The following is a 22,931-nucleotide window of genomic DNA, read 5'->3' as shown; positions in this document are numbered from 1 at the left end:
TGTGGTGATTGCAGCGCAATTACCAAAATAGCGTTGTCCGGCCGCGCCGATATCTCCGGTGTCGCATTATCGAACAGCCACCCTCACTCATCTAGCATCGGTGTAGCTGAAAAATCGACTCAACGATTTGGCGCGTTGTAGGACTGACGACGATCTCAGCTATCTCCAAAAGCGAGAACCACTGACAATACGCAATTTCTTTGTTAGGCCTCGGCGCAGCGGTTTTGCTAATGTTTGCTCCGAAAACCTGATGCACTGTCGTCGTGCCGATTACCTGAAACAAGAACACCAGCCCCTTGGCGGTCAAGGCCGTCTCTTCCTCCAGCTCTCGGCCCGCTGCATCAGCAAATGTCTCCTCTTTGCTCGGGCGCCCGCCAGGCAGAGCCCACCTGCTCCCGTCCCTGGAAACTAGCAGCACACGGTCGCCGCGTACGCAAACAACTGTGGCCCTGGTTTTGGATTTCACAATCTGTTCCTGCAATGGAAGTCCCCGCAGAATTAATCATACTCGCCCCTCGCGAAAGGGCATCCGGGCAAGGAAATGCCGCGGCCATCGATTGCGGCGCAAGTTCGGCTTGCGAGTAGCCAGTCTCTCGGCATGCGTGGATCGCAGATCGTGACGCTGCCCCTGCATCGCATGATCGGGACTCCAAAGCGTCGGCAAGGCCAGAGCCTTAAAGTCTAATGTCGCGAGATTCTGCAGCCGCACCTCAGATTCACTTTATCTGACGCCGGGGGCCTACGGCGGAGGCTCGGCTAAAACGGGTCGATCGGCAGCGGTCGCCTGGCTACGAGCTGACCACCGTCCCCTCCCGGCGGCGGATTCAACCGCGTGCTCATGGACAATGGTTAGCGTAGCGACCCTGGCTCCTGCCTCGAGTACTTCGAGGTTCTGCTGGCACAAGGGGCCAAGCTGTTGATGCCGCACCGGCGAAACCGTCAGGGCTTCCCGCACCCCGGTACTCGGCCCAAAGTCCAGGAAATAGCGGATGGTGAGCCATGCCGGACCGAATGCCGCTTCTCGCTGAGAGTACTGGTCGCATAGCCGGGCCACCGCCAGGCACTGCGCAAAGTTGTCGTCTTGCCCTGTCCCAAACGGCAGCATTCCGTTACGCCATGGCATGTAGCTGCTTGACGGTAGCTCGCCATCCAGGACAACATGCGCGCTGCCAACGATAGCCCCCGCCTGCCTGAGCTCGGCCAACCATCGCTGCTGCCGACGGTCCCCGTGCTTCAGACATGCGTCGACGTCGCATCTGCCCTTATGCAATGGCCTGCCAACGTGAGCCGCCAGCGTGACTGGGCTGAGTGCACCGCACGTCGACGCCATCACAGACCTTAGCAGTAATTCCGCCACACCCGGCTGTCCGAGGGTCGCGCGTGGCGCCTGCCCTCGTTGTGCGATTCGCGAAGTTTCCCTAGACGCTCGTGGACCGGACGACGTGCAATCCATTTCTCCCTCCTAGCACTGTTGCAGGCACCGCCAAGGCGCTTACTGGTCTTCACTATAGCGAGGAGCTATCTGGAAGAGCGATGTCGGGAGAAATAGGGAAAAATCTGACACGGATTCGTCGTTAATGCGTATTCGACAACGACACGGGCATGAGGAAGGGCAAGCAGCGCTGGGAGTTGCAAGCCTCGACCGTGTCGGATTGACTGCGCCTGGGTATGATGCGCCCCGGGAACGACGGACAGACAATGCCCTTCGCCTGGTCCAAACTGATGTTGCGCAAGAAGTAGGCGAGTATGTCGGTCGTCACGAGGACGCCACGCGCAGCGCGACGACTTGCTCTTCGACGTGCCGAGATGGCGTGTCGCCGCGACGGGATGCGCCAATTTCGACGGCGAAGGCGATCTGCAGTTGGTCCAATAAGCCTTCGGCCTCGCCTGCCAAGCAACGGCTTGTAAGAGAATCTGCTTATTACGGAGTATCTGCCAATGGCAAACCGAACCGTCATCATCGCAGGAGCCACCGGCCTGGTGGGGAGAGAGATACTCAATGGTTTATTGGCCGATGAATCCGTGGTCGAGGTGCACAGCCTAGGCCGCAGGGCGCCGGCAATCCGGCATCCCAAACTGACAACCCATGTCGTTGACTTCGCTGCTCTGTCTTCCCTGCCGCCTGCGGATGAGGTGTATTTGGCGCTTGGAACCACGATAAAGGTCGCCGGCAACCAAGCCGCATTTCGCGCTATCGACTACGACGCCAATCTGGCGGTCGCCACGTCGGCACTGGTCGCTGGCGTCAAGAAGGCGGGCCTGGTGAGCGCGATGGGGGCTGACCCAAACTCGAAGGTCTTCTATAGCCGTGTAAAGGGAGATCTCGAGAGCGCGTTGGCGCAAATGCCGTTCGAAGGATTGGTCATCGCACGTCCTTCTCTTCTTGTTGGAGACCGGGAAGCTGTAGGGCAGCCGGTGCGGCAGGGTGAGAAGCTGGGATTTGCGCTCGGCAAGGCGCTCGGCTTCCTCATCCCCTCAAACTACAAGCCAATCGAGGCAACTGCTGTCGCAAAGGCCTTGCTGTATGCGGTTCCGTCCGCCAAAGGCAAAACGGTCCTGCTATCCGGTTCGATGCGTTGACATTGTTGTGCGTTCGATCTTGCCGTAAGGGGCGACCGTTGCCGCTGTTTTCGCATAATCGGCCTTTTCATCCGCCAACGGCGTAGCCGATTACCACCTCCACCGTCCTGATCGAGGTCGCCCGTTTCCGGCGCCCGTCAAGCGCCCGCCAATACGCATCACCCGGCGATCAAGGCGAGGTCGCAGGCGGGTGAATCCATGCCGGCAGATGCTGCACCAGCTTCCCGGCGGCGGCACGCACCTCCTCCAGTGCTTTTTCGGCGATCGGCGACAGGGGCGAGCCTTTGCGCCGTACGATTCCAACTGACCGGATTGGACCATCCTCGATCTGGCAGAGACGCATCCCCCGCAGATCCAGCAGCGGCATGATGCCCAGGTAGGGTTGTATCGCTATCCCCAACCCCTGGCGTACAAATCCCGCCGCGGTGGCCACCTGGTCAAACGAGAGCTTCGGACGGAAGACAATGCCCCGCTGCAGGAACGCCGCGCTGACGTACTCCTTGGCGGTACTCGCGTCGGTTCCGCTGATCAGTGGCAGATCGAGCAGTTCTTCCATTCGCATGACCGGTCGCACCGCCGTCTCCCACCCCTCCGGCGCGAGCAGCGCAAAGCGGTCGCGCATGACCTCCTCGTACTCCAGCTCGGGGTGCGACGGCGCTGCGGAGGCCAGGGCGAAATCCACCTGATAGTTGACCAGGCGCAGAATCGTGGACGCGTTGGTGCCGTCGTAGATCGTGAAGCGCGGCCCGGGAAAGTGATTATCCAGATTCGCGCAGACCCCCGGGAGCACGGCATTTGCCAGCGACGGGATCGCCGCGATGGCGACGTGGTGGGCTTCATGATCCGCCAGGCCCTGCAGACGCTGCAGACCGGTATCGAATTCCCCGACCACGCGCCGCGCCAGTGAGGTCATGCGCTCACCGGCCGCTGTCAGCCGCACCGAGCGCGTGGAGCGCTCGAACAATACGACGCCCAACGCGTCCTCCAGGTCCTTCACAGCCTTGCTGAGGGACGGCTGTGTCACGAAGAACTTCTCCGCCGTACGACTGAAATTGAGCGACTCGGCAAGGGCCAGGAAGATTCTGAGTTGACGTGGCGTCACATTCACGCGCATTCCTCATCACAAGAGACCCGATCCAGCTGGCGGATCGAGCAGATCCAGGCTGCCGTGGCGGCGGCCTATTTATTCCTAAACTCTATCATTAAATAGGTACAAAGAATTTCACTTATCAATCGGTCCTGCTTACGATTTCTCCCGACGCTGACCGGCATGACAGGTCGCGATGCCATAAAGGAGATCAATCGAATGCTGAAACTGACCGACAAGGTTGCCCTCATCATGGGATGTGGCGCAGTGGCCCAGGGATGGGGCAATGGAAGAGCCATGGCGGTCCTGATGGCCCGGCAGGGTGCCAGGATTTTCGGCACCGACCTCAATCTGGCGAACGCCGAAGAAACGCGCAAGCTGATCCAGGAAGAAGGCAGCCACGCCCATGTGGTGCAGTGCGACTCCACCAAAGCCCATGACGTCGAGCGCGTGGTCAACGAGTGCTTCGAGCGGTATGGGCGCATCGACATCCTGGTCAACAATGTTGGCCTGTCGCAGCCCGGCGGACCCGTTGATATGACGGAAGAAGTCTGGGACGCTCAGATCCAGGTGAACCTGAAAGGCGCGTATCTCGCCTGCAAGCATGTGCTGCCGATCATGCGCAAGCAGGGCGCCGGTTCTGTCATCAACGTATCTTCGGTCGCTGGCCTGCGCTACGTTGGCAAGCCCCAGGTTGCCTATGCAGCGGCCAAGGCGGCGCTGATCCAGTTCACGAAAACGACAGCCGTGATCCACGCCGCAGAAGGTATCCGGCTGAACTGCGTGGTGCCAGGCCTCATGCATACGCCGCTTCTCGATAACCTGGTCCAGAAATATGCGCAGGGTGACCCGGAAGGTTTCCTGGCGCGCCGGAACAACCAGATTCCCATGAAATACATGGGTGACGCCTGGGACACGGCCCATGCCGCGCTGTTCCTGGCCGCCGACGAGAGCCGTTACGTCACCGGCACCGAGATCGTCGTCGACGGCGGCCTGATCGCCAGCACACCTTAACGCCCAAACACCTTAACGCCCCGCACCTGTGCCCGGCCAGGTTCATGCGATCGCTGGAACCGGCCGGATAAAAACAAGATCGGAGACAACCATGGCATCCATCTATCGACGCCTTTTCAACGCCACCGTATTCGCTATCTGTGCCAGTGCCAGCGCATTGGTTTCGGCAGAGGGGTATCCCCATCAACCGATCCGCCTGATCGTCCCGTTCGCGGCCGGCGGCGCCGTCGATCAGACGGCTCGCATCATCAGCGTGGCCCTCGGCGAGAAGCTGGGACAACCTGTCGTGATCGAAAACAAGCCTGGCGCCGGCGGATCCATCGGCGCTGCAGAGGTCGCCCGTTCGAAGCCCGACGGCTACACGCTGATGCTTGCGCTGGATACGCAAGCGGCCAACTACCAGATCATGAAGGCGTTGCGCTACGACACCTTCAAGTCGTTCGACTACCTGAACCTCCTGGTGACGACGCCGCAAGTTCTGGTCACCCGCGGCGATCTGCCCGTCAAGAACCTGGAAGAGCTGATCGCCTACCTCAAAGCCCATCCAGGCACCACGTATGGCACGTCGGGCGTGGCGTCGGCCGGGCACGTCAACAGTGCCCAGATGGCCTTGGCGCGCCAATTGAAAACGACTCACGTTCCCTACAAGGGAGCGGCGCCGATGATTACGGACCTGCTCGGCGGGCACATCGATTTCGCGTTCGCGGGGGTATCCGTGCTGCTTCCGCATATCCAGGCCGGCAAGGTCAGGGCCATTGCCGTCGGATCATCGAAGCGGTCAGCACTGCTGCCGGGTGTTCCGACCATGAGTGAGTCCATTCCCGGCCTGGAGTACCCCACCTGGGTTGGCCTGGCAGCCCCCAGTGGCCTGCCGGCAGACGTCCGGCGAAAGATCGTTTCGGCCACTGCGGAGGTGATGCGCAACCCGGAGATCGCGAAGCGGTTCGCCCAGAACGGGTTTGACGTCGTGAGCAGCACGCCTGAGGAATTCAAGGCAAGGCTGGCAAAGGACTCCGGCATCCTGGAAGACCTGATTCGACGCAAGGTCCTCGTCAGTGAACAACTCTGACGTTGCCGCAGGCGTCACCTTGCCATCGCCGCAAACGCTAAACAACCTGCTACCTACTTACCCATGATTGTCTCAGTCAACCCTTCGACCGGCGCAGAGATCGGGCGCTATCCGTTCGACCGTCCCGACGACACCGAGCGCAAGCTGCGTTCGGCCGTGCTTGCCCAGCAAGCATGGCGCATGCAACCGATTCACGAACGCTGTGCACTCCTGAAGGCAGTGGCCGCGGTGCTTCGCCGCCATCAGGCGCGGTTTGCTGCCATGATCACTGCCGAGATGGGCAAGCCGATCGCGGAGGCGGCAGCCGAGATCGAGAAATCGGCGTGGACCTGCGAGTTTTACGCCGAGTCAGCGCCGGCCTTTCTGGCTGACCTCCATGTTCCCAGCAGTGCGGCGGACAGCCGGGTGGTGTTCGATCCGCTGGGCGTCGTCCTGGCGGTGATGCCGTGGAACTACCCCTTCTGGCAGTTCATCCGCTTTGCGGCCCCCGCCCTGGCCGCGGGCAATGCAGCATTGCTCAAGCATGCCAATAACGTGCCGCAGTGCGCGCTCGCGCTGGCGGACGTCTTCCGCGAAGCGGGTGCGCCCGAGGGCCTGGTCACCACCCTGATGATCGAAGCATCGGACGTCGCGGGCGTGCTGGCCGATGCGCGCGTCGCCGCCGTGACGCTGACCGGCTCCACGGCCGTCGGGAAACTGATCGCCGCCCAGGCCGGAAGCCTCATGAAGAAGCAGGTCCTGGAACTTGGCGGCTCCGACCCGTTTATCGTGCTGGCCGATGCGGACGTCGAAGCCGCGGCCAGGATGGCAGTGAAAGCCCGGTTCTCGAACACGGGCCAGAGCTGTATTTCCGCCAAGCGATTCATTGTCGAAGAGGCGATCGCCGATCAGTTTGTTGCCGCGTTCTGCGCCGGGACGCGCATGCTGAAAGTCGGCGACCCCATGGATCGCCACACCACCATAGGGCCGCTGGCGCGCGCCAACTTGCGCAGCGATCTGCACTCGCAGGTGGAGCGCTCTGTCGATGCCGGCGCCGTGATTGCGCTGGGCGGGCACCCGCTCGACGGGCCGGGCTTCTACTACGCCCCGACCATTCTGGACCGGGTCACGCCGCGCATGGCTGCGGCCGTGGAGGAGACGTTCGGGCCTGTCGCCGCAGTGATCCGGGTCAGCAGCGCCGAGCAGGCGATCGAAGTTGCGAACGCCACGGAATTTGGGCTGGGCGCCGCACTCTGGACCAACGACCTCGCGCGCGCCCATATCCTCAGCAGGCAAATCGAAGCCGGTGCCGTGTTTGTCAACGGGCTGGTCGCCTCCGATCCGCGCCTTCCTTTTGGCGGTGTGAAGCAATCCGGCTACGGCCGCGAACTCGGCGAGTTTGGCATCCGCGAATTCACCAACATCAAGACGGTGTGGGTCGGCCCCACCCACTGATCCTTCCTCCTCATTTTCCAGTCAACGCCATGATCAAGACCGCATCCAACTCCGTGCTGCTGAAGCCTGACACCATCCAGACCCATGACCGGGGCGGCGGCGCCCGCACGACCCCCCTGGTCGGCAAGGCGGTGGGGGCCACGGCCTTCATCACGGGCTATACCGAGTTTGCCGGCGGCGCGGAGATCCCGTTCCATCATCACAATACCGAAGAGAGCGTGGTGCTGATCGAGGGGGACGCCATTTTTGACATCGATGGGCAATCCATTCCCGTCAAGCGGGGCGATGCTACGTTCATTCCCCCGAATGTTCCGCACCGTTTCCGTAATGCTTCGGCAACTGCGCCCATGAAGATTCTCTGGATCTACGGGTCGATGAACGCGAGCCGAACCCTGGTGGAGACCGGCGAAACCCGTCCCATCGCTGCCGAACACAACACGTAAGTTCGGGGCCTTCCCTGCTGGCACGCGCCAGGCAGGGAAGGCCGCCCCTCGGGCAATTCAAGCAAGCGTCCCATGGGAGGCCGCACCCCGCCAGGATCACGGCGGCGGACAAGAACAGGAGACATTGTGAAATCCTCAACCCCCCGAAGCATGGTGGCGGTGTACCTGCTGCTCTTCACCATGGCTTTAATCAACTACCTTGACCGCGTGGCGCTCTCGGTTGCCGCCAAGCCTATCGCCGCCGAGTTCCATTTGGGCCCGGTGGAAATGGGCTATCTCTTCTCGTCATTCCTCTGGACTTACCTGCTCTGCCTGATCCCGTCGGGCATCCTCGCCGACAAGTACGGCGCAAGAGGGGTCAGCGCAGGCGGCATGGGCGTGTGGTCGATTGCCACCGTGTTCACGGGACTGGTCGGCAGTTTCCCGGCGCTCTTCGCCACGCGCCTGGTCATGGGCGCCGGCGAGGCAACCAGCTACCCGTGCGCCAACAAGTTCATCCGTGACCAGGTGCCCGCGAAGAACCGAGGGTTCGCCACCACCATCTTCAACAGTGGCGCATACGCCGGCCCGGCGCTTGGCGCACTGGTCATTGGATGGCTGGTATCTGTCTTCGGCTGGCGCGCCGCATTCATGCTTGCGGGGGCCGTCGGCCTCCTATGGCTCGCTCCATGGATGATCTGGTTCCGCAATTCTCGACCGGAGGCTTCCGACGTTGCCGCGGGGTCTGAAGCGACGGCGGCAATGAGCGGTGGTGTCGGCCTGGCTGGCTTGCTGAAGTCCGGGAGCATGTGGGGGATTGCCCTCACACAGGGGTGTGCCGTGTACACCCAATACCTTTTCCTGACCTGGCTGCCCAGCTATTTGCAGGCAACCAAAGGCATGGACATCAAGGAGGCCGCCATCTACACGGCGTTGCCGTATGGCTGCGCAGTGCTGTTCGGCATGCTCCTGGGCAAGTTCAGCGACAGAGTCCTTCGGCCCGGAGACGCCGAAGCCGGGAAGCGCAGGCCAATGATCGGCGCGATGCTTCTCTGCTCGTCCGTGATTCTTGCTGCACCGGTCGTGGACAACATCTGGGTCATCGTGCTGCTGCTGGCTGTCTCGCTCACGGGCATCGCTACGGCGATCTCGCTGAACATGGCGCTTGCCAACGACCTGCTTGTCCATGCATCGGATGCCGGCAAGGCGAACAGCATCGCCATCGTCGGCGGGAACGTGTTCGGCATCCTGGCCCCCATTGTGACCGGCTATCTGGTTGCCGCGACCAGCTCATACAATTATGCTTTCGCTGCGGCCGGCGTGCTGCTCCTCGCCGGCGCGGCTATTTCCCAGGTCGCAACGCGCAAACGCATCGGCGACAACCCGCTCGTGGATGCACGCCCGAGGCGCCCCACCAGCTCGGGCGTTTCCATGGATAGTCTGTAGGAGATCCCGGATGTTCTTTGCGCCACCCCCCGTTACCCAGGCCACGGTGTTCGCGCGCCTGCCCGAGGCGGCTCCGCGCCCCGACATGGCCACTGCCTGGGAAAACAGCCAACCCCACGGCATTCCGACCCGGTCGCTGCTGGAAGGGCCTAGCTTCGGCAATGACGGCCATCTGTACTGTGTAGATGCACCGAACGGGCGGATTGTTCGCTTCACGCCATCGGCAGAGTGCGAGGTGGTTGTGGAGTACGACGGCTGGCCGAATGGTCTGAAATTTGGCCGCGACGGACGTGCCTATATTGCCGACTACAAGCACGGAATCATGGTACTCGACCTCGAGACCAGGAAAGTGAGCCCGCTGCTGGAGCGACACTACGCCGAGCGGTTCAGGGCGGTGAACGACCTGTTCTTCGCGGCCAACGGCGATCTCTATTTCACCGACCAAGGGCTGTCAGGCCACCAGGATCCCAGTGGCCGCCTGTTCCGGTTCAGCCGGCAAGGACGACTCGACTGCGTGCTGGATCGCATCCCCAGTCCGAACGGCCTGGTGATGAACCTCGATGAATCGATCCTCTTCCTTGCAGTGACGCGGGCGAACGCTGTCTGGCGGGTGCCGTTCATGCGCGATGGCACGGCCAGCAAGGTCGGGACCTTCGTGCAGCTCTCAGGCGGGACAGGACCTGACGGCCTTGCGCTGGACGCACGTGGCCGCCTTGCCATCGCCCATACCGGCATGGGTTCGGTCTGGGTGGTTGACGCCCGGGGCGAGCCCGTGCACCGCATCATGTCGGCGGTTGGCGACCACACGACCAACATCGCCTACGGCGGCGAGGGAAACCGCACGCTGTTCATTACGGAATCCAGCTCTGGCACGGTACTGAAAGCAGCGCTCGACGTTCCCGGGAAGAAGATGTTCTCCCAGTGAGCCGCAGCGGCTGCGCGCGGGCTCAGGAATCAGGGCCGATGCGGCGTCTGCTGCCGCATCGGCGCAGGCACTGAGTAGCGTCCAACATCCCCTCGGGCTGACGTCACCACACAGCCTCCGGCCATATCCGACGTTCATATCCTCCCGGAAGCTGCCGCTCACCGTGGACTCCGCCGGCCTGGACTGGTCTCTGCTACAAAAAGGGATCGCATCGATCATTGACGGCATCAGCCGATAGAGGCTAGTTGCAACGGGCTTGTCCCTCCTGATGGGCGCGGCATCTCGCCGGCCGTTTCGCAAAGCCGTCGTGCTCGGCCTTTCAACTGTTGATTGTCGAACGGCTGAGAAGGCCGAACACCCGCCTTGCGATGCGAATTACTGAACGACCGTTGTACCTTGGAGACCGCCGTCGAGGTGACCGTAGGTTGACGGGCCGAAGTGGGTCGCAAAGCGACGGTCGGCACGTGGTCGATGGCCGAATCACGCACTAAGTCGGAACTGGAAACCAGACTGTTGCCATAACAGGGCGTGCGCGGCTCCGCCGATTTAGCGCTCCGCTGCCCCCAGTCCACGGAACGGCGTATTATCGGTGGCATTCCGCCTGTGACTGCCGGAACGCCTGCGATGACCAACGATCCTCACCTGTCTCCCAAGCTTCACCTGACCGCGGAGCATGGATTCGCCCTACATGACAGCCGACAGCCTGCTTTTCGCCGAGCATGGCACATCCACGACTGCGGCATGCTGTTGTGGCCGCGCATGGGCAGGCTCAGGACGGTTTGGAACGATTCGTCCGGCGAGCCAGACGCACTGCATGCCGCTTCGCTGGTGCGCGGTACCGCTGTACTGCTGCATGCGTCGACGTCGCACCTGACGGCATCCGAGCACGGCCTTCAGCAGCACGGGGAACTCTATCTGCCGCCCGATCGCCTGCCCGTGTGCCTACGGTTCGGCGCCATGCACCTGGACGCCGCGACGATCGCGATGCTTGAGGCGCTGCTCGCGCCTACGATCTCATTCACCAGCGCGTCCTGGCTCGTGCGCGCCATCGTGGCGCAGATCATGACGAGCCGGCCGCTGGCGATGCCCGAAGAGCCGGCGTCCGTCGCACTGCGCATGGTCCAGCGCTTCCATGCGGCGCTCGAACGCGACATGCCCTTGCCATCGATCGATACCGTGGCCGGCGAACTGGGCATCTCGATCCGACATTTGCAGCGCGCCTGTCAGATCGAGTTGGGCACGACGCCCGTGACCGTACGGCGTCGTATCCTGGCCGAGCACGCACGCAAGCTGATTGCAGGAGGCCGGTCCGCCGCCTGCGTCAGCATGGATCTCGGCTTTGCCTCCAGCGGGCATCTGCACCGGTTGCTGCGCGAAGTGCCGGCGCCGTCGTAGCCTAGCGGCCGACGCCTTCAGGCCGTCATCACAATGGCGTCGACCTCAATCTCCGTCCAAGCCCGGTCCGGTAAGCTGGCCACGCCAAGCGCGCTGCGTGCCGGCAGCGGCTGACCGGGGAATGCTGAGCGCATAACCGCCGAGGCCGCATCGAGCACTGCCGCATGTCGTGTAAAGTCCGGTGCCGCGCGGATGAAGCCGCGAAGGCGAACGATCTGGATCACGCGCGACAACTGGCCGTCGCAAGCCAGCCGCAGTATGGCCAGCGCATTCAGCACCGATACTTCGGCGGCATGGCGGGCGAATTCCAGATCATCGTCGCTCCGGCATTGGCCCGCCATGGCCACGCCGTTCCGCCGGCATACCTGACCGGCAATCGACACCCATTGCGATGTGCCGACCTGGATCGCGCAATACGGCGCATAGCTGCCACGTGGACTTGACACTTCGGGCAACGTGAATCCCGCTGCGGCAAGCCGCGCCTCGGGGGAGCTGTCCGTCACGCATCGCTCCAAGTCACGCTGCCGCTGAGCCAGCATCCGTCAGGCTCGCCCGCATCCGTATGGCGCGGCGCCACGAGAATTTCCGAGGGGCTGCCCATGGCATCACCTTGCCAGACCGCGATGGAAGACACCTTTCCATCAGGGCCAGCCAGTTCACCCGCCTGGTTCAGAAAGCCCCATAAGGCAGCCGCCGCTATGCCGGTGGCGGCATCCTCGGGATAGCCGGACGACTTTGGAAATTGCCGCGCATGGATCACGGGTCGGCCGTCCGCTTTCGATACGCCAAATGCATAGGGATAGAGCCCGGTTGAGCCGATCGATGCGCAGAGCGACTCCATGGTCGAGAAGTCCGGTTGCAAGCTGTCCAGCACCGCCACGGAAGGCAAGGCGATGAGCGTCTTGACGCGACTCGTCGCGGCATTGGTGGCCGCATACGTACCGGCTGAAAAACCAAGTTGCGCCGCCACTCGGCCCGATGCCCCGGCGTCCAGCGTCTGGGTACGCACCGCCGGCTGCGAGATCCAAACGGATTGCAGCGCATCGTCCCAATACGCCAGCACGATGCCACTCAGCGTCTCGATGCGCACCGCCGGGGTCGTCCAGCGGCCCCATTGGCGCAACGCCCACAGCGTGCCCACGGTGGCGTGGCCGCACATCTCCATCTCGTGCTGCGGAACGAAGAATCGGAAACGCCAGTCGCAACCGATATCACTCGGCAATACAAAGGCGGACTCGTGCCCATATGCTGCAGCAACCCTTCGCATTTCCACCGCGCTCATGCCACGGGCATCGGAGACCAGCGGCACCGGATTGCCGCCTCGCCCATCGCGTACAAAAACCCGGATCAGACTGACATTACTCACCTGTAGCTCCCACGGAACTGGCAATCTTGCCCCAGTACGGGATGTCTGCTTGAACCGCGGCCTGCAGTGCGGCGGGTGTACCGGGGCGCGCCGTCACACCTTTGCTCGAGAGATCGGCCACGACCGCATTGTCAGAGAGCACCTTGTTCAGTGCTGCATTGAAGCGATCGACGATCGCAGCGGGCGTTCCCTTGGGAAAGGCGATGCCATACCACAGTTGCTGCTCGAAGCCTGGCACGCCCTGGCTGGCGAACGTCGGTACATCGGGGAGCAGCGGTGTCGGAGCGGTCACGGCAATGGCGGCAATCTTGTGTGCCTTGATGTATGGCGCCAGTCCTACCGGATTGTCGAACATGATTTGCACCTGTCCACCAATCAGATCAGTGTACGCCGGCGCCGCACCGCGATACGGGACGTGAACCATCGGCACGGCGACGAGCTTCTGAAACTGCTCGCCCATCAGGTGCGACACGGTGCCGACACCAACCGAACCGAAGCTGTGCTGCGCCTTGTCGGCCTTCAGTCTGCTGACAAGCGCCTTGGCATCCGCCACCTGCAAGGTGTTGTTGACGGCCAGCACATAAGGCGACGTGCCAATGAATCCGGCATAGGCGAAGTCCTTCGCCGGGTTGTACGTCAGCTTTGGATATAGGGCAACGCTTACCGCGTGCGTGCTCGTCGTGACCACGCCGGCCGTATATCCATCGGCCGCAGCCCGCGCGACATAGGCAGACCCAAGCGTGCCGCCCGCGCCGCTGCGATTGTCGATCACGACGGGGCGGCCGAGCTCACGCTGCAACAGCGGCTGGATGGAGCGAACCACCAGATCGGTACCGCCGCCAGCCGGAAATGGCACGACCACGGTGATCGGCTTTGATGGCCAGGTTTCCGCATAGGCGGCGACGCAACTTGCTGCGGCCGCGGCCGCCAGCGCGACGCAGCGGGCCTTGCGCGTTGAAATGGACAGGATGGACATGTGCACTCCGCTTGTTGGAATGCATGGAGTCTACGAACGTGTCGGGCGGGCTACGAACCGGAATGCGACTTTCAGCCATCCGAAATGCGCATGCGCCGGGGGCTTGGACTGACGACCGGCGCTTGTCGGCCAGAAACGGCCGCTAGAGCATCGCCGATTTGACGGCTGAAACCAGTCGAGGAACCGCCTTATAGAACGGCTGACGTGGGCAGGCCTGCATGAGGTTCCCGTGTGGAGCAAGGAAGAATTCTGCCCTGTCTGCGCCGCCTCGGCCTCGCGTGTAAGATCGGCGCCAAATTTTGAATTTACCCCACTCGACTGATGAAGACGAAGATAAGGGCCACCGTGGTTTGCGCGCGCGGCGACCGCGTGCTGCTGGTTTCCAAGGACGGCAGCCGGTGGGCGCTGCCGGGTGGGCGTCCGAGCAAGGACGAGACATTTGCTGACGCCGCAGGACGGGAGCTTCTAGAGGAAACCACCTTGCTGGCTCGAGGGCTCGGCTTTCTGTTCCAGGTCATAGGTGCAACGACCGTGCACCATGTCTTCGTCGCCAATATTGGGAAATCTGCCGCGCCAAAGCCTAGCAAGGAAATCGCACGCTGCCAGTGGTTCTCGCAAGCGGAGCTGGGGGAGATTGTCATCAGCCCCGCGACGCGCCAGATTATTGAAAGCTTCTGGCTGGTACGCCAGCGCTAAGTGCATGTCTTCTCCGGCGGTTGAGCCGGGCGAGCAGGCTTGCTTGGTCCGTTGCCATGGCAGGGCTAAGCTCCAATTGTGGGCAACGTGGTCAAGGGGAAGCAAATGAAGCCTGTTGTTCATCACTTTCATTCCCATCCGCCACACCACGGGGCTAGATACTACCTGGCCTTTGCTGGGGCCATGCTGGTGGTTGCCGCAGCCTACGTGATAATCATACTCATTCGCCAAGTCGTATAAACGGCATGTACTGGCGTCTTTCGTGCTGTTCAAAAAAAAGAGCCGCGTCGTTACGCTGAAACAGGGCTGACTGGCGGCTTCTCGGTGCGCATCGGACATTCATTTCAGATCTGGTGGATGACCGGGATGGGTCGGCTAGAGACCTTCTCTTCGCGGATGAACGGCGGTTCATGAACGTTCGGCGGAAAGAGCCCACCGAAGACCGAATGCGACAAGATCAAGCCCCGGCCAAGGCGCCGGGCACAAACGGCGGCGGCTCGGCGGCTGGACCTGGAGCGGGCCATCGCGGATTCAACCGCCCCCCTGAGCCGGACTCTGCCGCTTTCGGCTAGCGCCACCGCCCAACGGGGCCACCCATCAAAAAGATCACTACCCCACAAAAAACGCACGACCGTGCCGGGCTGGCGCTGCGACTCTTCAAAACCGGCTGGACAGTTGGTGTTCGCGCTCTCCTGATATATTACATATCTGATGGGATTGCCGTGACGATTGACGTAGACCACCAACGTCGCCGGTTGAAACCGAGTACAGCCGAACATGACAACTACGATTATTTATACCCACTCCGCGTGTCTCGAACACCGCCCCGGGCCGCACCATCCGGAGTCGCCCGAACGCCTGAGAGCCGTCGTGCAGGCGTTGCGAACGCCGGAGTTCGCTTCGCTGGAACGGCGCGATGCGCCGATGGGCACCGTCGAGCAGTTGCAATTGATCCACGATTCGTACTACATCGACGAGATCGCGCAAAGCGCCCCCACCCAGGGATACGTGCCGCTGGACGCGGGCGATACGGTCATGTCGCCTGGCTCGCGGGAAGCCGTCATGCGCTGCGTCGGCGCTGCTTGCGCGGGTGTCGATGCGGTGATGGACGGCCAGGCGCGTAACGTGTTCTGCGCAACGCGGCCGTGCGGCCATCACGCTGAACCGGCGAAGGCGATGGGCTTTTGCATTTTCAACCAGGCGGCGATCGCGGCGGCCTACGCCTATGAGGTCCACAAACTCGAGCGCGTCGCTGTGGTCGATTTCGATGTGCATCACGGCAATGGAACCCAGGCAGCATTCTTCGACCGCCCGGAGCTGTTCTATGCATCCAGCCACCAGTCGCCTTTCTATCCCGGTACCGGAGCCCGGTCCGAGACAGGAGTGAACCACAATATTGTCAACGTTCCGTTGCCTCGCGGCTGTGAGCCGGCGCAGTTCCGTGCCGCGATTTCCGCCCTCGTGCTTCCCTCGCTAAGGGCGTTCGCCCCCGAAATCCTCATTGTCTCCGCGGGATTCGACGCGCACCGCCTGGATCCCCTCGCTGGCATGAACCTGGAGGACAGTGACTTCCATTGGATTACCAAGGAACTGATGCAAATTGCCGACGAGACGTGCGACGGCCGCATCGTATCGATCCTGGAAGGGGGCTATAGCCTTGACGCATTGGCCACGAGTGCAATAGCTCATGTCAGCGCTCTGATGCAGCTCGATGCCGAGTGAACAGACAGCGGTGCGACCGCGTTCAGCGCCGATAGTACTTGGTCGCGCATGACGCTTGCCCCAGAACTTTTCATGACACTGTTCAGCGTTGCACGCACGGTCCGACCGGTGTCTCGGCCACCGATCTATATGCGAGCGGATGGCCGGAACGGCAGAGTTTCCGTCGCTAACGTCAGCTCGGACATCGCGAGAATGCACTCCGAGATCTGGAGCAGTCGCAACGGTAAGAATTGTCGTCCAATATTGACGTTGAGACGGTCGCCCGTAGCAAAGTCGGGACGGTCTCATTCTGGCTGATTGGAGACCGGTTCAGGCACCGTCTATACGTTGGCGCAAGGCAATTTCACTCGCTATGTCGCACCACATCAAAGTCCTCATGCCGGAATGGTGCAAACATTTCGCCATCGAAGAATACGGCATAAACACCGGTCCGCTTGCCGTAGGCGACGATTTGCACTATCTGGCCGACGAGAAATTCGGTACGCGGTGTACGTGCGTTTAGCACCTTGACGAAGGTACCGTGGGCAAATGGAGTATCCATAGCGCATCTCCCAAGAGCCGGCAGGCGTGCTCTTGCCCGGGCCTTCAGCGGACCGGCTCTACCTCGCCGTAGCTCAGGCGTGCTGCAACCCTTCCCCCCCTCGGCACGCTGTTCGCCTGATTGGCCTTCATTGCAACGATGCCCCAAAGTCACAGGCCCTGCCGCGACTCGAACCGGCGATGCCAGATGTCGTCCCACGCTTGCTCATATACTGCCAGATGCTGTGATCGAAGTGGGCGCGGTCGATGCCAAGGATGTCGGCTGCGACATTGATCACGGCTTGGTCATCAGCATAACCACTCGGGATTAGCCCGGCCAACCAGAGAAAGTTGCGGAGATGTCGGTCAATTGCACTGGTGGATACTCCTACCAGGATTCGGAAGTAGTCCACTGTCTTCGGGCCAATGCCCTTGATGGACCGCAGCTTTTGCGGACTCGCACTGTCGGATAGCCAGTCGCGCAGGTGCACCTCGGTATCTATGCCTTCCGAGGCGAACAGGCCAAGAATGTGACAAAAGCGTTAGGCGCGATCTTGGCCTCGCCAATGAAGGAAGTCCGTGGCGCTGATTGTCCCCAACAGGGCAAGAACAGCACGGGTCGTCCGCGCCGCTGGATAAACCGCCAGAATTCGGTTCACACGCGGCTTCACATGCGTTGCATATCGCAAATTGGCTTGGAGAACCGCATCGGCAACGGTCGCACCGACATGGTTGTAGTTGCCATCGACGGTCTTATAGACAACGAAGTCGGGAAGGGCCCGGACATACTGAGCAAGCCTTTCGGGATCGGACAAGGTCATGGCTGCCTCACTCGGATTGATCGCGGCTTCCAATCTGACGTCTTCTGATTTACGCGCCTGTCGATCTGTGATCAATCCATCATTTGGCCATCATCCCTATTTTTTTCATTGAGAAACCTGGAGTCCCCCAACTGCGTGGCACGAGAGCGCTATTTGGCCGCTCTGGGCCATGAGCCGACCTTTCCCATCGCGGTCAGGCGGCCGCTCGAGCGACTGTTCTGCCCTGTGGTCAGAGACGGCCGCGGCATCACCGGCAGCAGCCGGCCGTGACCGGCCAATTGGACAAGGGCATGACGTTCTTCGCGAGGATCGACCATGCCGAGGCTGCACGCAACGCCGGGCTGGCAATGCCGCCGATGCAGCTGCTGATCTATGGCAACGTCAAGCGGGGAACGCCGTTGATGCTCGCGGCAACCAGCGCTGTGCTGGACTTGCCGTTGCGCGTGCTCGTGCGCGATGACTGCCAGGGCTGCGCCCGGGTGAGCTTCCACGCCGCGGAACTGGAAAGCGCTCACCCATTGCCGGCCGGCAGTGCCGCGCCGCTGGCTGTGGCCCAGCGGCTGATTCCTGACACGGTGGGCGCGCAAGGCGCCCCGGGGTGATTTATCCGGCCAGGCCCTTGTTCGGGTTGATCAGGTACTTCTCCCCCGTCGCGCGCTTGTTGTAGACGGCGATCACGTCCAGGTCCAGCACCTCGGCCAGCGAGATCTCTTTCGAGTAGTGGCTGGCAAAGGTGGTCTTCAGCTCCGCCACCACGCGTTGCTTCAGCGCGTTGGCCCGCTCGCGCCCGATCTTCTGCAGGAACGGGAACACCAGCCAGCCGCCCATGCCCCACGCCATGCCGAAGTTGCGGTTGAACTCGGTCGGGCTTGTGTCCAGGCCGCCGTAGAGGTAGACCTGCTTGTGGGTGGTCGAGCCATAGCGGCTGTATTCGCGGGCCGTCTTGTTCAAGGCCGCTTCCATGCAGGTGAGGATCTGGCCGGCGAGCTTGCCGCCGCCCGTGGCGTCGAACGCGATCGTTGCGCCAGTGGCGACGAGTGCCTCGGTGAGGTCCTGCATGAACGTGGGCGACGCGGCGTTGCAGACGTGGACCGCACCTTGTGCCTTGAGCAGGTCCGCCTGCTCTTGCTTGCGCACGATGTTCACCAGCTTGATGCCATCCTTGAGACAGATCTGATTGAGCATCTGGCCCAGGTTGGAGGCCGCGGCGGTATGCACCAGGGCGCTATGTCCTTCGAGCCGCATGGTCTCGACCATGCCCAGTGCGGTGAGCGGGTTGACGAATGACGACGCGCCGTCAGCAGGCGTGGCGCCTTCGGGCAGGACCAGGCACTGGTCCGCCGAAATGCAGCGGTACTGCGAGTACATCGCGCCGCCGATGGCAGCCACGGTCTTGCCCATCAAGGCTTGCGCCGCAGGGGACGACCCTGCCTCGACGACCACGCCCGCGCCCTCATTGCCAACCGGCATGGACGCATCCAGGCGGCCCGCCATGCTGCGCAGCGCGCCTTCCGGAACGCGCGCGGTGACTATGGGGCGCTCGGCCGTGCCGCTGGCCTTGGCCGTGCGCATGTCGGCCGCACCGAACAGCAGGCCGAGATCGGACGGGTTGAGGGGAGAGGCTTCAATGCGGATGAGCACTTCATCCGAGCCAGGGCGCGGCGTGTCGATGCTGTCTAGCGACAGCTCGAGTTCACCGCTGCTCTTGATTTGCGAACGAAGTTGAAGTGCGGTGCGCATTCGATGTCTCCTTGGTCTGTCGGTTTGCGGTGAGCGGGGCAGCAGCGTGGGGCTGTTTTCGCCAGCAGTCAGCAATGTAGCAAGTTCCCGCGAATCCCGTACTGGGCCGGAAATTCAGGTCATGCGTCGGCCGACTGGCCATCATGCAGCGCACTGATAGCGGTGGATATGTCAATCACCTGGCGGTCAGCCCGCCCACAATCAATCCAGCCACTGGCGCCACAGAGTGGGGGGCTCTCGGGTTCGGCCTGGAGATAGACGGGAAGCGCTGGCTGGTGGGGATTGTTAATCAATGCGCCAACGAAAAGACGCTCTGTTGCCAGTAGAGCGTCTCGCGTTCGTCAGCGTCAAGATGCCGCCGACTGCAAGAGCTCCTCGACGCCAGGCTGCTCTTTCGTCCGGCTTTGACTGGTTTTCTTGACGCAGCCCTCCGGAGCGCACTCGCTTGGCATAACGCCTTGGTTGCGAAGGTGGGCCGCGACCATCTCGCACCAATTGAGCAACTGGTGCTTGTCAAGATCCGCGACCACGTCTTCACCGAAAAGATTCGAAAGCTCAAGCGCGACCCCTGAAAATGCGGCGCCGTCATCTCGAATGGTCAATACCCCGTCGCCATCCTGGTCGCACATCTCAATCCTTGTGGCAGACATATCCATTACCTCCTGAAGCCGCGTAACCGTCACTTGACTCGTAACCGTCATATCAGGCGCTCCCTGCCTTGTCGGTCGCCTGGCCAGCGTATCTATGCTAGAAGATCGACTTCCCTCCCACCAGGGGAGTAACGGGCCCGGGGCCCCTTCACTGAACAACCGTTTGAACGGTAAGTTAAGCACCTGCATCCACTGAAGCACATGGCCGGCAGTCGCGCAGCCTTCGTGACACGCGCATGGCACCGGCATCCAAGGAGACCCATGAAAGCCGCCGTCCTGCACCAACCGAAGACCCCGCTCGTCATCGAAGACATTGCCATCGGCAAGCCCGGCCCGCGTGAAGTGCTGGTACGCACGGCGGCGGTCGGGGTCTGCCATTCCGACCTGCATTTCCTCGATGGCGCCTATCCGTACCCCATGCCGGTCGTGCTGGGCCACGAGGCCGCGGGCGTGGTCGAGCAAGTCGGCTCGGACGTGCGCACGGTCAAGCCCGGCGACCACGTGATTACCTGCCTGTCAGCCTACTGCGGCCATTGCGAGCACTGCCTGACGGGGCATCTTTCGTTGTGCGTCGAGCCGGACACGCGCCGCCGCGAAGGCGAGGAGCCACGCCTGATGGGCCGGCAGGGCGGGCCAATGAACCAGTTCGTCAACCTGTCCGCCTTTGCCGAACAGATGCTGATTCACGAGCATGCGCTGGTGGCGATTCGCCGCGACATGCCGCTCGACCGCGCCGCGCTGATCGGCTGCGCAGTGACCACCGGCATGGGCGCCGTGATGCATACCGCCAACGTGCGCCCCGGCGAGACCGTGGCGGTGATCGGCTGCGGCGGCATCGGCCTCGCCACCATCAATGGTGCAGCGATCGCGGGAGCAGGGCGCATCATCGCCATTGACCGCATGCCGGGCAAGCTGGAACTGGCGCGGCAGTTCGGCGCGACGGATGTGGTCGACGCCGGCAGCACTGACGCAGTGGACGCTGTGCGCGCACTCACCGGTGGCGGCGTCCATCACGCTTTCGAGGCCATCGGCCTCAAGCAGACCGCCGAGCAGGCCTTTGCCATGCTGCGCCGTGGCGGCACTGCTACCGTCATCGGCATGATTGCGCCGGGCGTGAAGATCGAGCTGAAGGGCAGCGACTTCCTCGGCGAGAAGCGCATCCAGGGCTCGATGATGGGCTCGAACCGCTTCCCGGTGGATATGCCGCGCATGGTGGATTTCTATATGGCGGGCAAGCTGAAGCTGGACGAGCTGATTTCCCAGCGCCTGCAGCTCGGGCAGATCAATGATGCGTTCGACGAACTGCGGCGCGGCGAGCTGGCGCGCTCGGTGATCCTGTTCGAGCGCTGAAGCCCGGCCGTGGGCGGCACCACTTCACGCGGGTGCCGCCCCGCGCCTGCTGCGCCGGCGTGAAATGCTTTCCCATGCCGCCACCACGCACATCACCGCACTGGTCAGGCCACCCACCATCAGCAGATCCGTGTGCGGTGCAATCGGCGCCAGCACGGCGAGCATCGCCAGCCCGCCAAGGTGCGACAGCGGCAGCCAGCCGTAGATGATCCACTTGTAGAGCGCATTGCCCAGCAGATAGATGGCCGGCCCGGCCAGCAGCAGTGTTCCGGATGCGGCGCCGATGCGCTGGTCCGGCTCCGCAATCACCAGGTCATCGGCCGCGGCGCTGACGATGATGCCGGCGATCAGCAAGACGTGCACATAGTGCATCCACGCCGCCATCTGCCCCGGCTCGCGCGCATGCGTCAGCGCATGCAACGCGGCGCCGGCGCTGGTATCGAAGTAGACCCACCACATTGCCACGCTGCCCAGGAAGCAGACCAGCACCGCGATCACCACCGGGATATCCCAATGCCCGGCGCCTGCCAGCGTGCTGCCTGTGACCAGCACGGACTCTCCGAGCGCCAGGATCACGAACAGCTGGCACCGTTCGGCGATATGCCCGCCTTCGGCGCTGCGCCAGTCGCTGACATGTGAGCGACCAAGGCCGGGAATGAAGAAGCCGGTCATTGGCGCACCGTACTCGCACAGCACCGCCAGGATCCACAGCAGCAGCCGCAGCTGCCCGTGGGCGAGGCCGCCGGCCATCCAGAACGCGCCGGAGATGACCAGCCAGCAGGCCATGCGGCGGAAGTTGGCGGACAGCGCATGATCGCGGTCGAGCAACAGCACCACCACCAGCGTGCGGCCGACCTGCAGCGCAACGTAGCAGATGGCGAATACCAGCCCGCGCGTGCCGAACGCTTCCGGCAGGCTGGCCGCCATCAGCAGGCCCAGCGCCATCGCGGCAAACAGCAGCAGGCGGATGGGCAGGGCGTCGGGATCGAACCAGTTGGTGACCCAGCAGGTGTACTGCCACCCGAGCCAGACCGCAAACCACAGCACCAGCGTTTCCAGCGCGCCATGCAGGGTGGCATGGTGCAGCAGCAGGTGCGACAGCTGGGTGATGGCGAAGGCGTAGATCAGGTCGAAGAACAGCTCGCCTTCGGTGACGCGGGCTTCGTGCCCGTCGCGGACGCGGAGGAAGTTGGGGGGCATGGTTTGGCGATCCGTCGCAGCGGCGTTGTCTGGGTGTGGGCTACATATTCGTTCAAACGCGGTCGGGTCGGGAACCCCCTGGGAACAGGCTTCAATAGAATTTGCGATTTCCGGCATTTGCGCATCAGTTGGCTGCGCCCCGCTCGGGCTGGCGGGAGATCTATGCACTTGGCATTGCTTCTGGGAGCCGATTCTTCGTTCTGGTGAAGGCGGGAACCCAGCGGCTCTTAATGGGCGTTCGCGGGATTGTGGGGATGGCGTCTTGGGGCGTCTGAGGTTGGGGGCTGTGGGTTGGCCGCTGTCGTGGGTCGACGGACCCGTTTCGCCCTGCCGGGCGAGTCACTTTTGTCCGAGCGACAAAAGTAACCAAAAACGCGTTTTCTGTCCTCGGCGGACGGCCAGTCTTATCGTAGTGTTCGACGGTTTTTGTACGGGTATTCGCTTCAGGGCATAGCTACGATGCCTGCCGCGTGGTAACGAGGCGGCGCGAGGCATTGACAGGCCGTCCTCCCGACCTCG

General features: G+C 62.6%; 23 protein-coding genes. 12 read left to right on the top strand and 11 right to left on the bottom strand.

Features of this window, described 5'->3' with window-relative positions:
* Positions 1-91 precede the first annotated feature (91 nt).
* Positions 92-466: an NUDIX hydrolase gene (locus RM96_RS35570; protein WP_039016462.1), complete on the bottom strand. Its 375-nt coding sequence runs from the start codon at positions 464-466 to the stop codon at positions 92-94.
* 1,472 nt (positions 467-1,938) lie between these two features.
* On the opposite strand from RM96_RS35570, the gene RM96_RS35555 reads away from it, so the two are divergent.
* Entirely contained in the window at positions 1,939-2,580 is a 642-nt protein-coding gene (locus RM96_RS35555; protein ID WP_039016459.1) for a nucleoside-diphosphate sugar epimerase, read from the top strand.
* A 169-nt stretch (positions 2,581-2,749) separates the two neighbouring features.
* Here the strand turns inward: RM96_RS35555 and RM96_RS35550 are convergent, their stop codons facing one another.
* A complete protein-coding gene (locus RM96_RS35550) occupies positions 2,750-3,688 on the bottom strand; it encodes a LysR family transcriptional regulator (protein WP_039016533.1) in 939 nt (312 codons plus the stop codon).
* A 198-nt stretch (positions 3,689-3,886) separates the two neighbouring features.
* On the opposite strand from RM96_RS35550, the gene RM96_RS35545 reads away from it, so the two are divergent.
* The 7 genes from RM96_RS35545 (at position 3,887) to RM96_RS35515 (ending at position 11,372) form a co-directional block, all read left to right on the top strand.
* Entirely contained in the window at positions 3,887-4,681 is a 795-nt protein-coding gene (locus RM96_RS35545) for an SDR family NAD(P)-dependent oxidoreductase (RefSeq protein WP_152624278.1), read from the top strand.
* A 91-nt stretch (positions 4,682-4,772) separates the two neighbouring features.
* Positions 4,773-5,750 carry a Bug family tripartite tricarboxylate transporter substrate binding protein gene (locus RM96_RS35540; RefSeq protein ID WP_039016457.1) on the top strand — a complete coding sequence of 326 codons (978 nt, stop codon included), beginning with the start codon at positions 4,773-4,775 and terminating at the stop codon, positions 5,748-5,750.
* A 63-nt stretch (positions 5,751-5,813) separates the two neighbouring features.
* Positions 5,814-7,184 (top strand): NAD-dependent succinate-semialdehyde dehydrogenase, encoded by a 1,371-nt coding sequence (locus RM96_RS35535; RefSeq protein WP_039016456.1) that lies wholly within the window; start codon positions 5,814-5,816, stop codon positions 7,182-7,184.
* A gap of 29 nt (positions 7,185-7,213) precedes the next feature.
* Positions 7,214-7,627, top strand: coding sequence for a cupin domain-containing protein (locus tag RM96_RS35530; RefSeq protein ID WP_039016455.1), 414 nt, complete (start codon positions 7,214-7,216; stop codon positions 7,625-7,627).
* A 72-nt stretch (positions 7,628-7,699) separates the two neighbouring features.
* Complete coding sequence (locus tag RM96_RS35525; RefSeq protein WP_082016860.1) at positions 7,700-9,052, top strand: MFS transporter; 1,353 nt, start codon at positions 7,700-7,702, stop codon at positions 9,050-9,052.
* A gap of 10 nt (positions 9,053-9,062) precedes the next feature.
* Positions 9,063-9,977, top strand: a complete 915-nt coding sequence (locus RM96_RS35520; protein ID WP_039016453.1) for an SMP-30/gluconolactonase/LRE family protein — start codon at positions 9,063-9,065, stop codon at positions 9,975-9,977.
* A gap of 624 nt (positions 9,978-10,601) precedes the next feature.
* Positions 10,602-11,372 carry a helix-turn-helix transcriptional regulator gene (locus RM96_RS35515; RefSeq protein WP_039016452.1) on the top strand — a complete coding sequence of 257 codons (771 nt, stop codon included), beginning with the start codon at positions 10,602-10,604 and terminating at the stop codon, positions 11,370-11,372.
* A 17-nt stretch (positions 11,373-11,389) separates the two neighbouring features.
* Here RM96_RS35515 and RM96_RS35510 read toward each other — a convergent pair whose 3' ends face one another.
* The 3 genes from RM96_RS35510 to RM96_RS35500 are packed head-to-tail and all read right to left on the bottom strand — an operon-like array spanning position 11,390 to position 13,714.
* Positions 11,390-11,875, bottom strand: coding sequence for a RidA family protein (locus RM96_RS35510; protein ID WP_039016451.1), 486 nt, complete (start codon positions 11,873-11,875; stop codon positions 11,390-11,392).
* Positions 11,872-12,738, bottom strand: coding sequence for a PhzF family phenazine biosynthesis protein (locus RM96_RS35505; protein ID WP_039016450.1), 867 nt, complete (start codon positions 12,736-12,738; stop codon positions 11,872-11,874). Before RM96_RS35505 ends, RM96_RS35510 begins: the two co-directional genes overlap by 4 nt.
* Entirely contained in the window at positions 12,731-13,714 is a 984-nt protein-coding gene (locus RM96_RS35500) for a Bug family tripartite tricarboxylate transporter substrate binding protein (RefSeq protein ID WP_039016449.1), read from the bottom strand. Before RM96_RS35500 ends, RM96_RS35505 begins: the two co-directional genes overlap by 8 nt.
* Positions 13,715-14,035: 321 nt before the next feature.
* On the opposite strand from RM96_RS35500, the gene RM96_RS35495 reads away from it, so the two are divergent.
* Both RM96_RS35495 and RM96_RS35485 read left to right on the top strand, forming a co-directional pair.
* Positions 14,036-14,410, top strand: coding sequence for an NUDIX hydrolase (locus RM96_RS35495; protein WP_039016448.1), 375 nt, complete (start codon positions 14,036-14,038; stop codon positions 14,408-14,410).
* A gap of 777 nt (positions 14,411-15,187) precedes the next feature.
* A complete protein-coding gene (locus RM96_RS35485) occupies positions 15,188-16,132 on the top strand; it encodes a histone deacetylase family protein (RefSeq protein ID WP_039016446.1) in 945 nt (314 codons plus the stop codon).
* A gap of 343 nt (positions 16,133-16,475) precedes the next feature.
* Here RM96_RS35485 and RM96_RS35480 read toward each other — a convergent pair whose 3' ends face one another.
* The 3 genes from RM96_RS35480 to RM96_RS39165 form a co-directional block, all read right to left on the bottom strand.
* Positions 16,476-16,673 carry a hypothetical protein gene (locus tag RM96_RS35480; protein ID WP_039016445.1) on the bottom strand — a complete coding sequence of 66 codons (198 nt, stop codon included), beginning with the start codon at positions 16,671-16,673 and terminating at the stop codon, positions 16,476-16,478.
* Positions 16,674-16,800: 127 nt separating this feature from the next.
* Positions 16,801-17,142: a hypothetical protein gene (locus RM96_RS35475; protein ID WP_039016444.1), complete on the bottom strand. Its 342-nt coding sequence runs from the start codon at positions 17,140-17,142 to the stop codon at positions 16,801-16,803.
* A 51-nt stretch (positions 17,143-17,193) separates the two neighbouring features.
* Positions 17,194-17,505, bottom strand: a complete 312-nt coding sequence (locus RM96_RS39165; protein WP_152624277.1) for a hypothetical protein — start codon at positions 17,503-17,505, stop codon at positions 17,194-17,196.
* A gap of 233 nt (positions 17,506-17,738) precedes the next feature.
* Between RM96_RS39165 and RM96_RS35470 the strand changes: the two genes are divergently transcribed.
* Positions 17,739-18,074 (top strand): DUF302 domain-containing protein, encoded by a 336-nt coding sequence (locus tag RM96_RS35470; protein ID WP_052279930.1) that lies wholly within the window; start codon positions 17,739-17,741, stop codon positions 18,072-18,074.
* Position 18,075: 1 nt separating this feature from the next.
* On the opposite strand, the gene RM96_RS35465 is transcribed toward RM96_RS35470, so the two are convergent.
* On the bottom strand, positions 18,076-19,212 hold the full coding sequence (locus RM96_RS35465; protein ID WP_039016443.1) for a zinc-binding dehydrogenase: 1,137 nt from the start codon (positions 19,210-19,212) through the stop codon (positions 18,076-18,078).
* A 347-nt stretch (positions 19,213-19,559) separates the two neighbouring features.
* On the bottom strand, positions 19,560-19,862 hold the full coding sequence (locus RM96_RS35460; RefSeq protein ID WP_152624276.1) for a hypothetical protein: 303 nt from the start codon (positions 19,860-19,862) through the stop codon (positions 19,560-19,562).
* 261 nt (positions 19,863-20,123) lie between these two features.
* Between RM96_RS35460 and RM96_RS35455 the strand changes: the two genes are divergently transcribed.
* On the top strand, positions 20,124-21,212 hold the full coding sequence (locus tag RM96_RS35455; protein ID WP_039016441.1) for a Zn-dependent alcohol dehydrogenase: 1,089 nt from the start codon (positions 20,124-20,126) through the stop codon (positions 21,210-21,212).
* A 24-nt stretch (positions 21,213-21,236) separates the two neighbouring features.
* On the opposite strand, the gene RM96_RS35450 is transcribed toward RM96_RS35455, so the two are convergent.
* Positions 21,237-22,412 carry a low temperature requirement protein A gene (locus RM96_RS35450; protein ID WP_039016440.1) on the bottom strand — a complete coding sequence of 392 codons (1,176 nt, stop codon included), beginning with the start codon at positions 22,410-22,412 and terminating at the stop codon, positions 21,237-21,239.
* Between the last annotated feature and the right edge of the window lie 519 nt (positions 22,413-22,931).

The organism is Cupriavidus sp. IDO, assembly GCF_000812465.1.
Taxonomy (GTDB): Bacteria; Pseudomonadota; Gammaproteobacteria; order Burkholderiales; family Burkholderiaceae; genus Cupriavidus.
Note: the sequence above shows the minus strand (reverse complement) of the source record. Positions and strands in the feature narration are given on the sequence as shown.

Coding starts and splice junctions, on each gene's coding strand:
- RM96_RS35555 (WP_039016459.1), top strand. CDS start 1,939: ATGGCAAACCGAACCGTCATCATCGCAGGAGCCACCGGCCTGGTGGGG.
- RM96_RS35545 (WP_152624278.1), top strand. CDS start 3,887: ATGCTGAAACTGACCGACAAGGTTGCCCTCATCATGGGATGTGGCGCA.
- RM96_RS35540 (WP_039016457.1), top strand. CDS start 4,773: ATGGCATCCATCTATCGACGCCTTTTCAACGCCACCGTATTCGCTATC.
- RM96_RS35535 (WP_039016456.1), top strand. CDS start 5,814: ATGATTGTCTCAGTCAACCCTTCGACCGGCGCAGAGATCGGGCGCTAT.
- RM96_RS35530 (WP_039016455.1), top strand. CDS start 7,214: ATGATCAAGACCGCATCCAACTCCGTGCTGCTGAAGCCTGACACCATC.
- RM96_RS35525 (WP_082016860.1), top strand. CDS start 7,700: ATGGGAGGCCGCACCCCGCCAGGATCACGGCGGCGGACAAGAACAGGA.
- RM96_RS35520 (WP_039016453.1), top strand. CDS start 9,063: ATGTTCTTTGCGCCACCCCCCGTTACCCAGGCCACGGTGTTCGCGCGC.
- RM96_RS35515 (WP_039016452.1), top strand. CDS start 10,602: ATGACCAACGATCCTCACCTGTCTCCCAAGCTTCACCTGACCGCGGAG.
- RM96_RS35500 (WP_039016449.1), bottom strand. CDS start 13,714: ATGTCCATCCTGTCCATTTCAACGCGCAAGGCCCGCTGCGTCGCGCTG.
- RM96_RS35495 (WP_039016448.1), top strand. CDS start 14,036: ATGAAGACGAAGATAAGGGCCACCGTGGTTTGCGCGCGCGGCGACCGC.
- RM96_RS35485 (WP_039016446.1), top strand. CDS start 15,188: ATGACAACTACGATTATTTATACCCACTCCGCGTGTCTCGAACACCGC.
- RM96_RS35480 (WP_039016445.1), bottom strand. CDS start 16,673: ATGGATACTCCATTTGCCCACGGTACCTTCGTCAAGGTGCTAAACGCA.
- RM96_RS35465 (WP_039016443.1), bottom strand. CDS start 19,212: ATGCGCACCGCACTTCAACTTCGTTCGCAAATCAAGAGCAGCGGTGAA.
- RM96_RS35460 (WP_152624276.1), bottom strand. CDS start 19,862: ATGTCTGCCACAAGGATTGAGATGTGCGACCAGGATGGCGACGGGGTA.
- RM96_RS35455 (WP_039016441.1), top strand. CDS start 20,124: ATGAAAGCCGCCGTCCTGCACCAACCGAAGACCCCGCTCGTCATCGAA.
- RM96_RS35450 (WP_039016440.1), bottom strand. CDS start 22,412: ATGCCCCCCAACTTCCTCCGCGTCCGCGACGGGCACGAAGCCCGCGTC.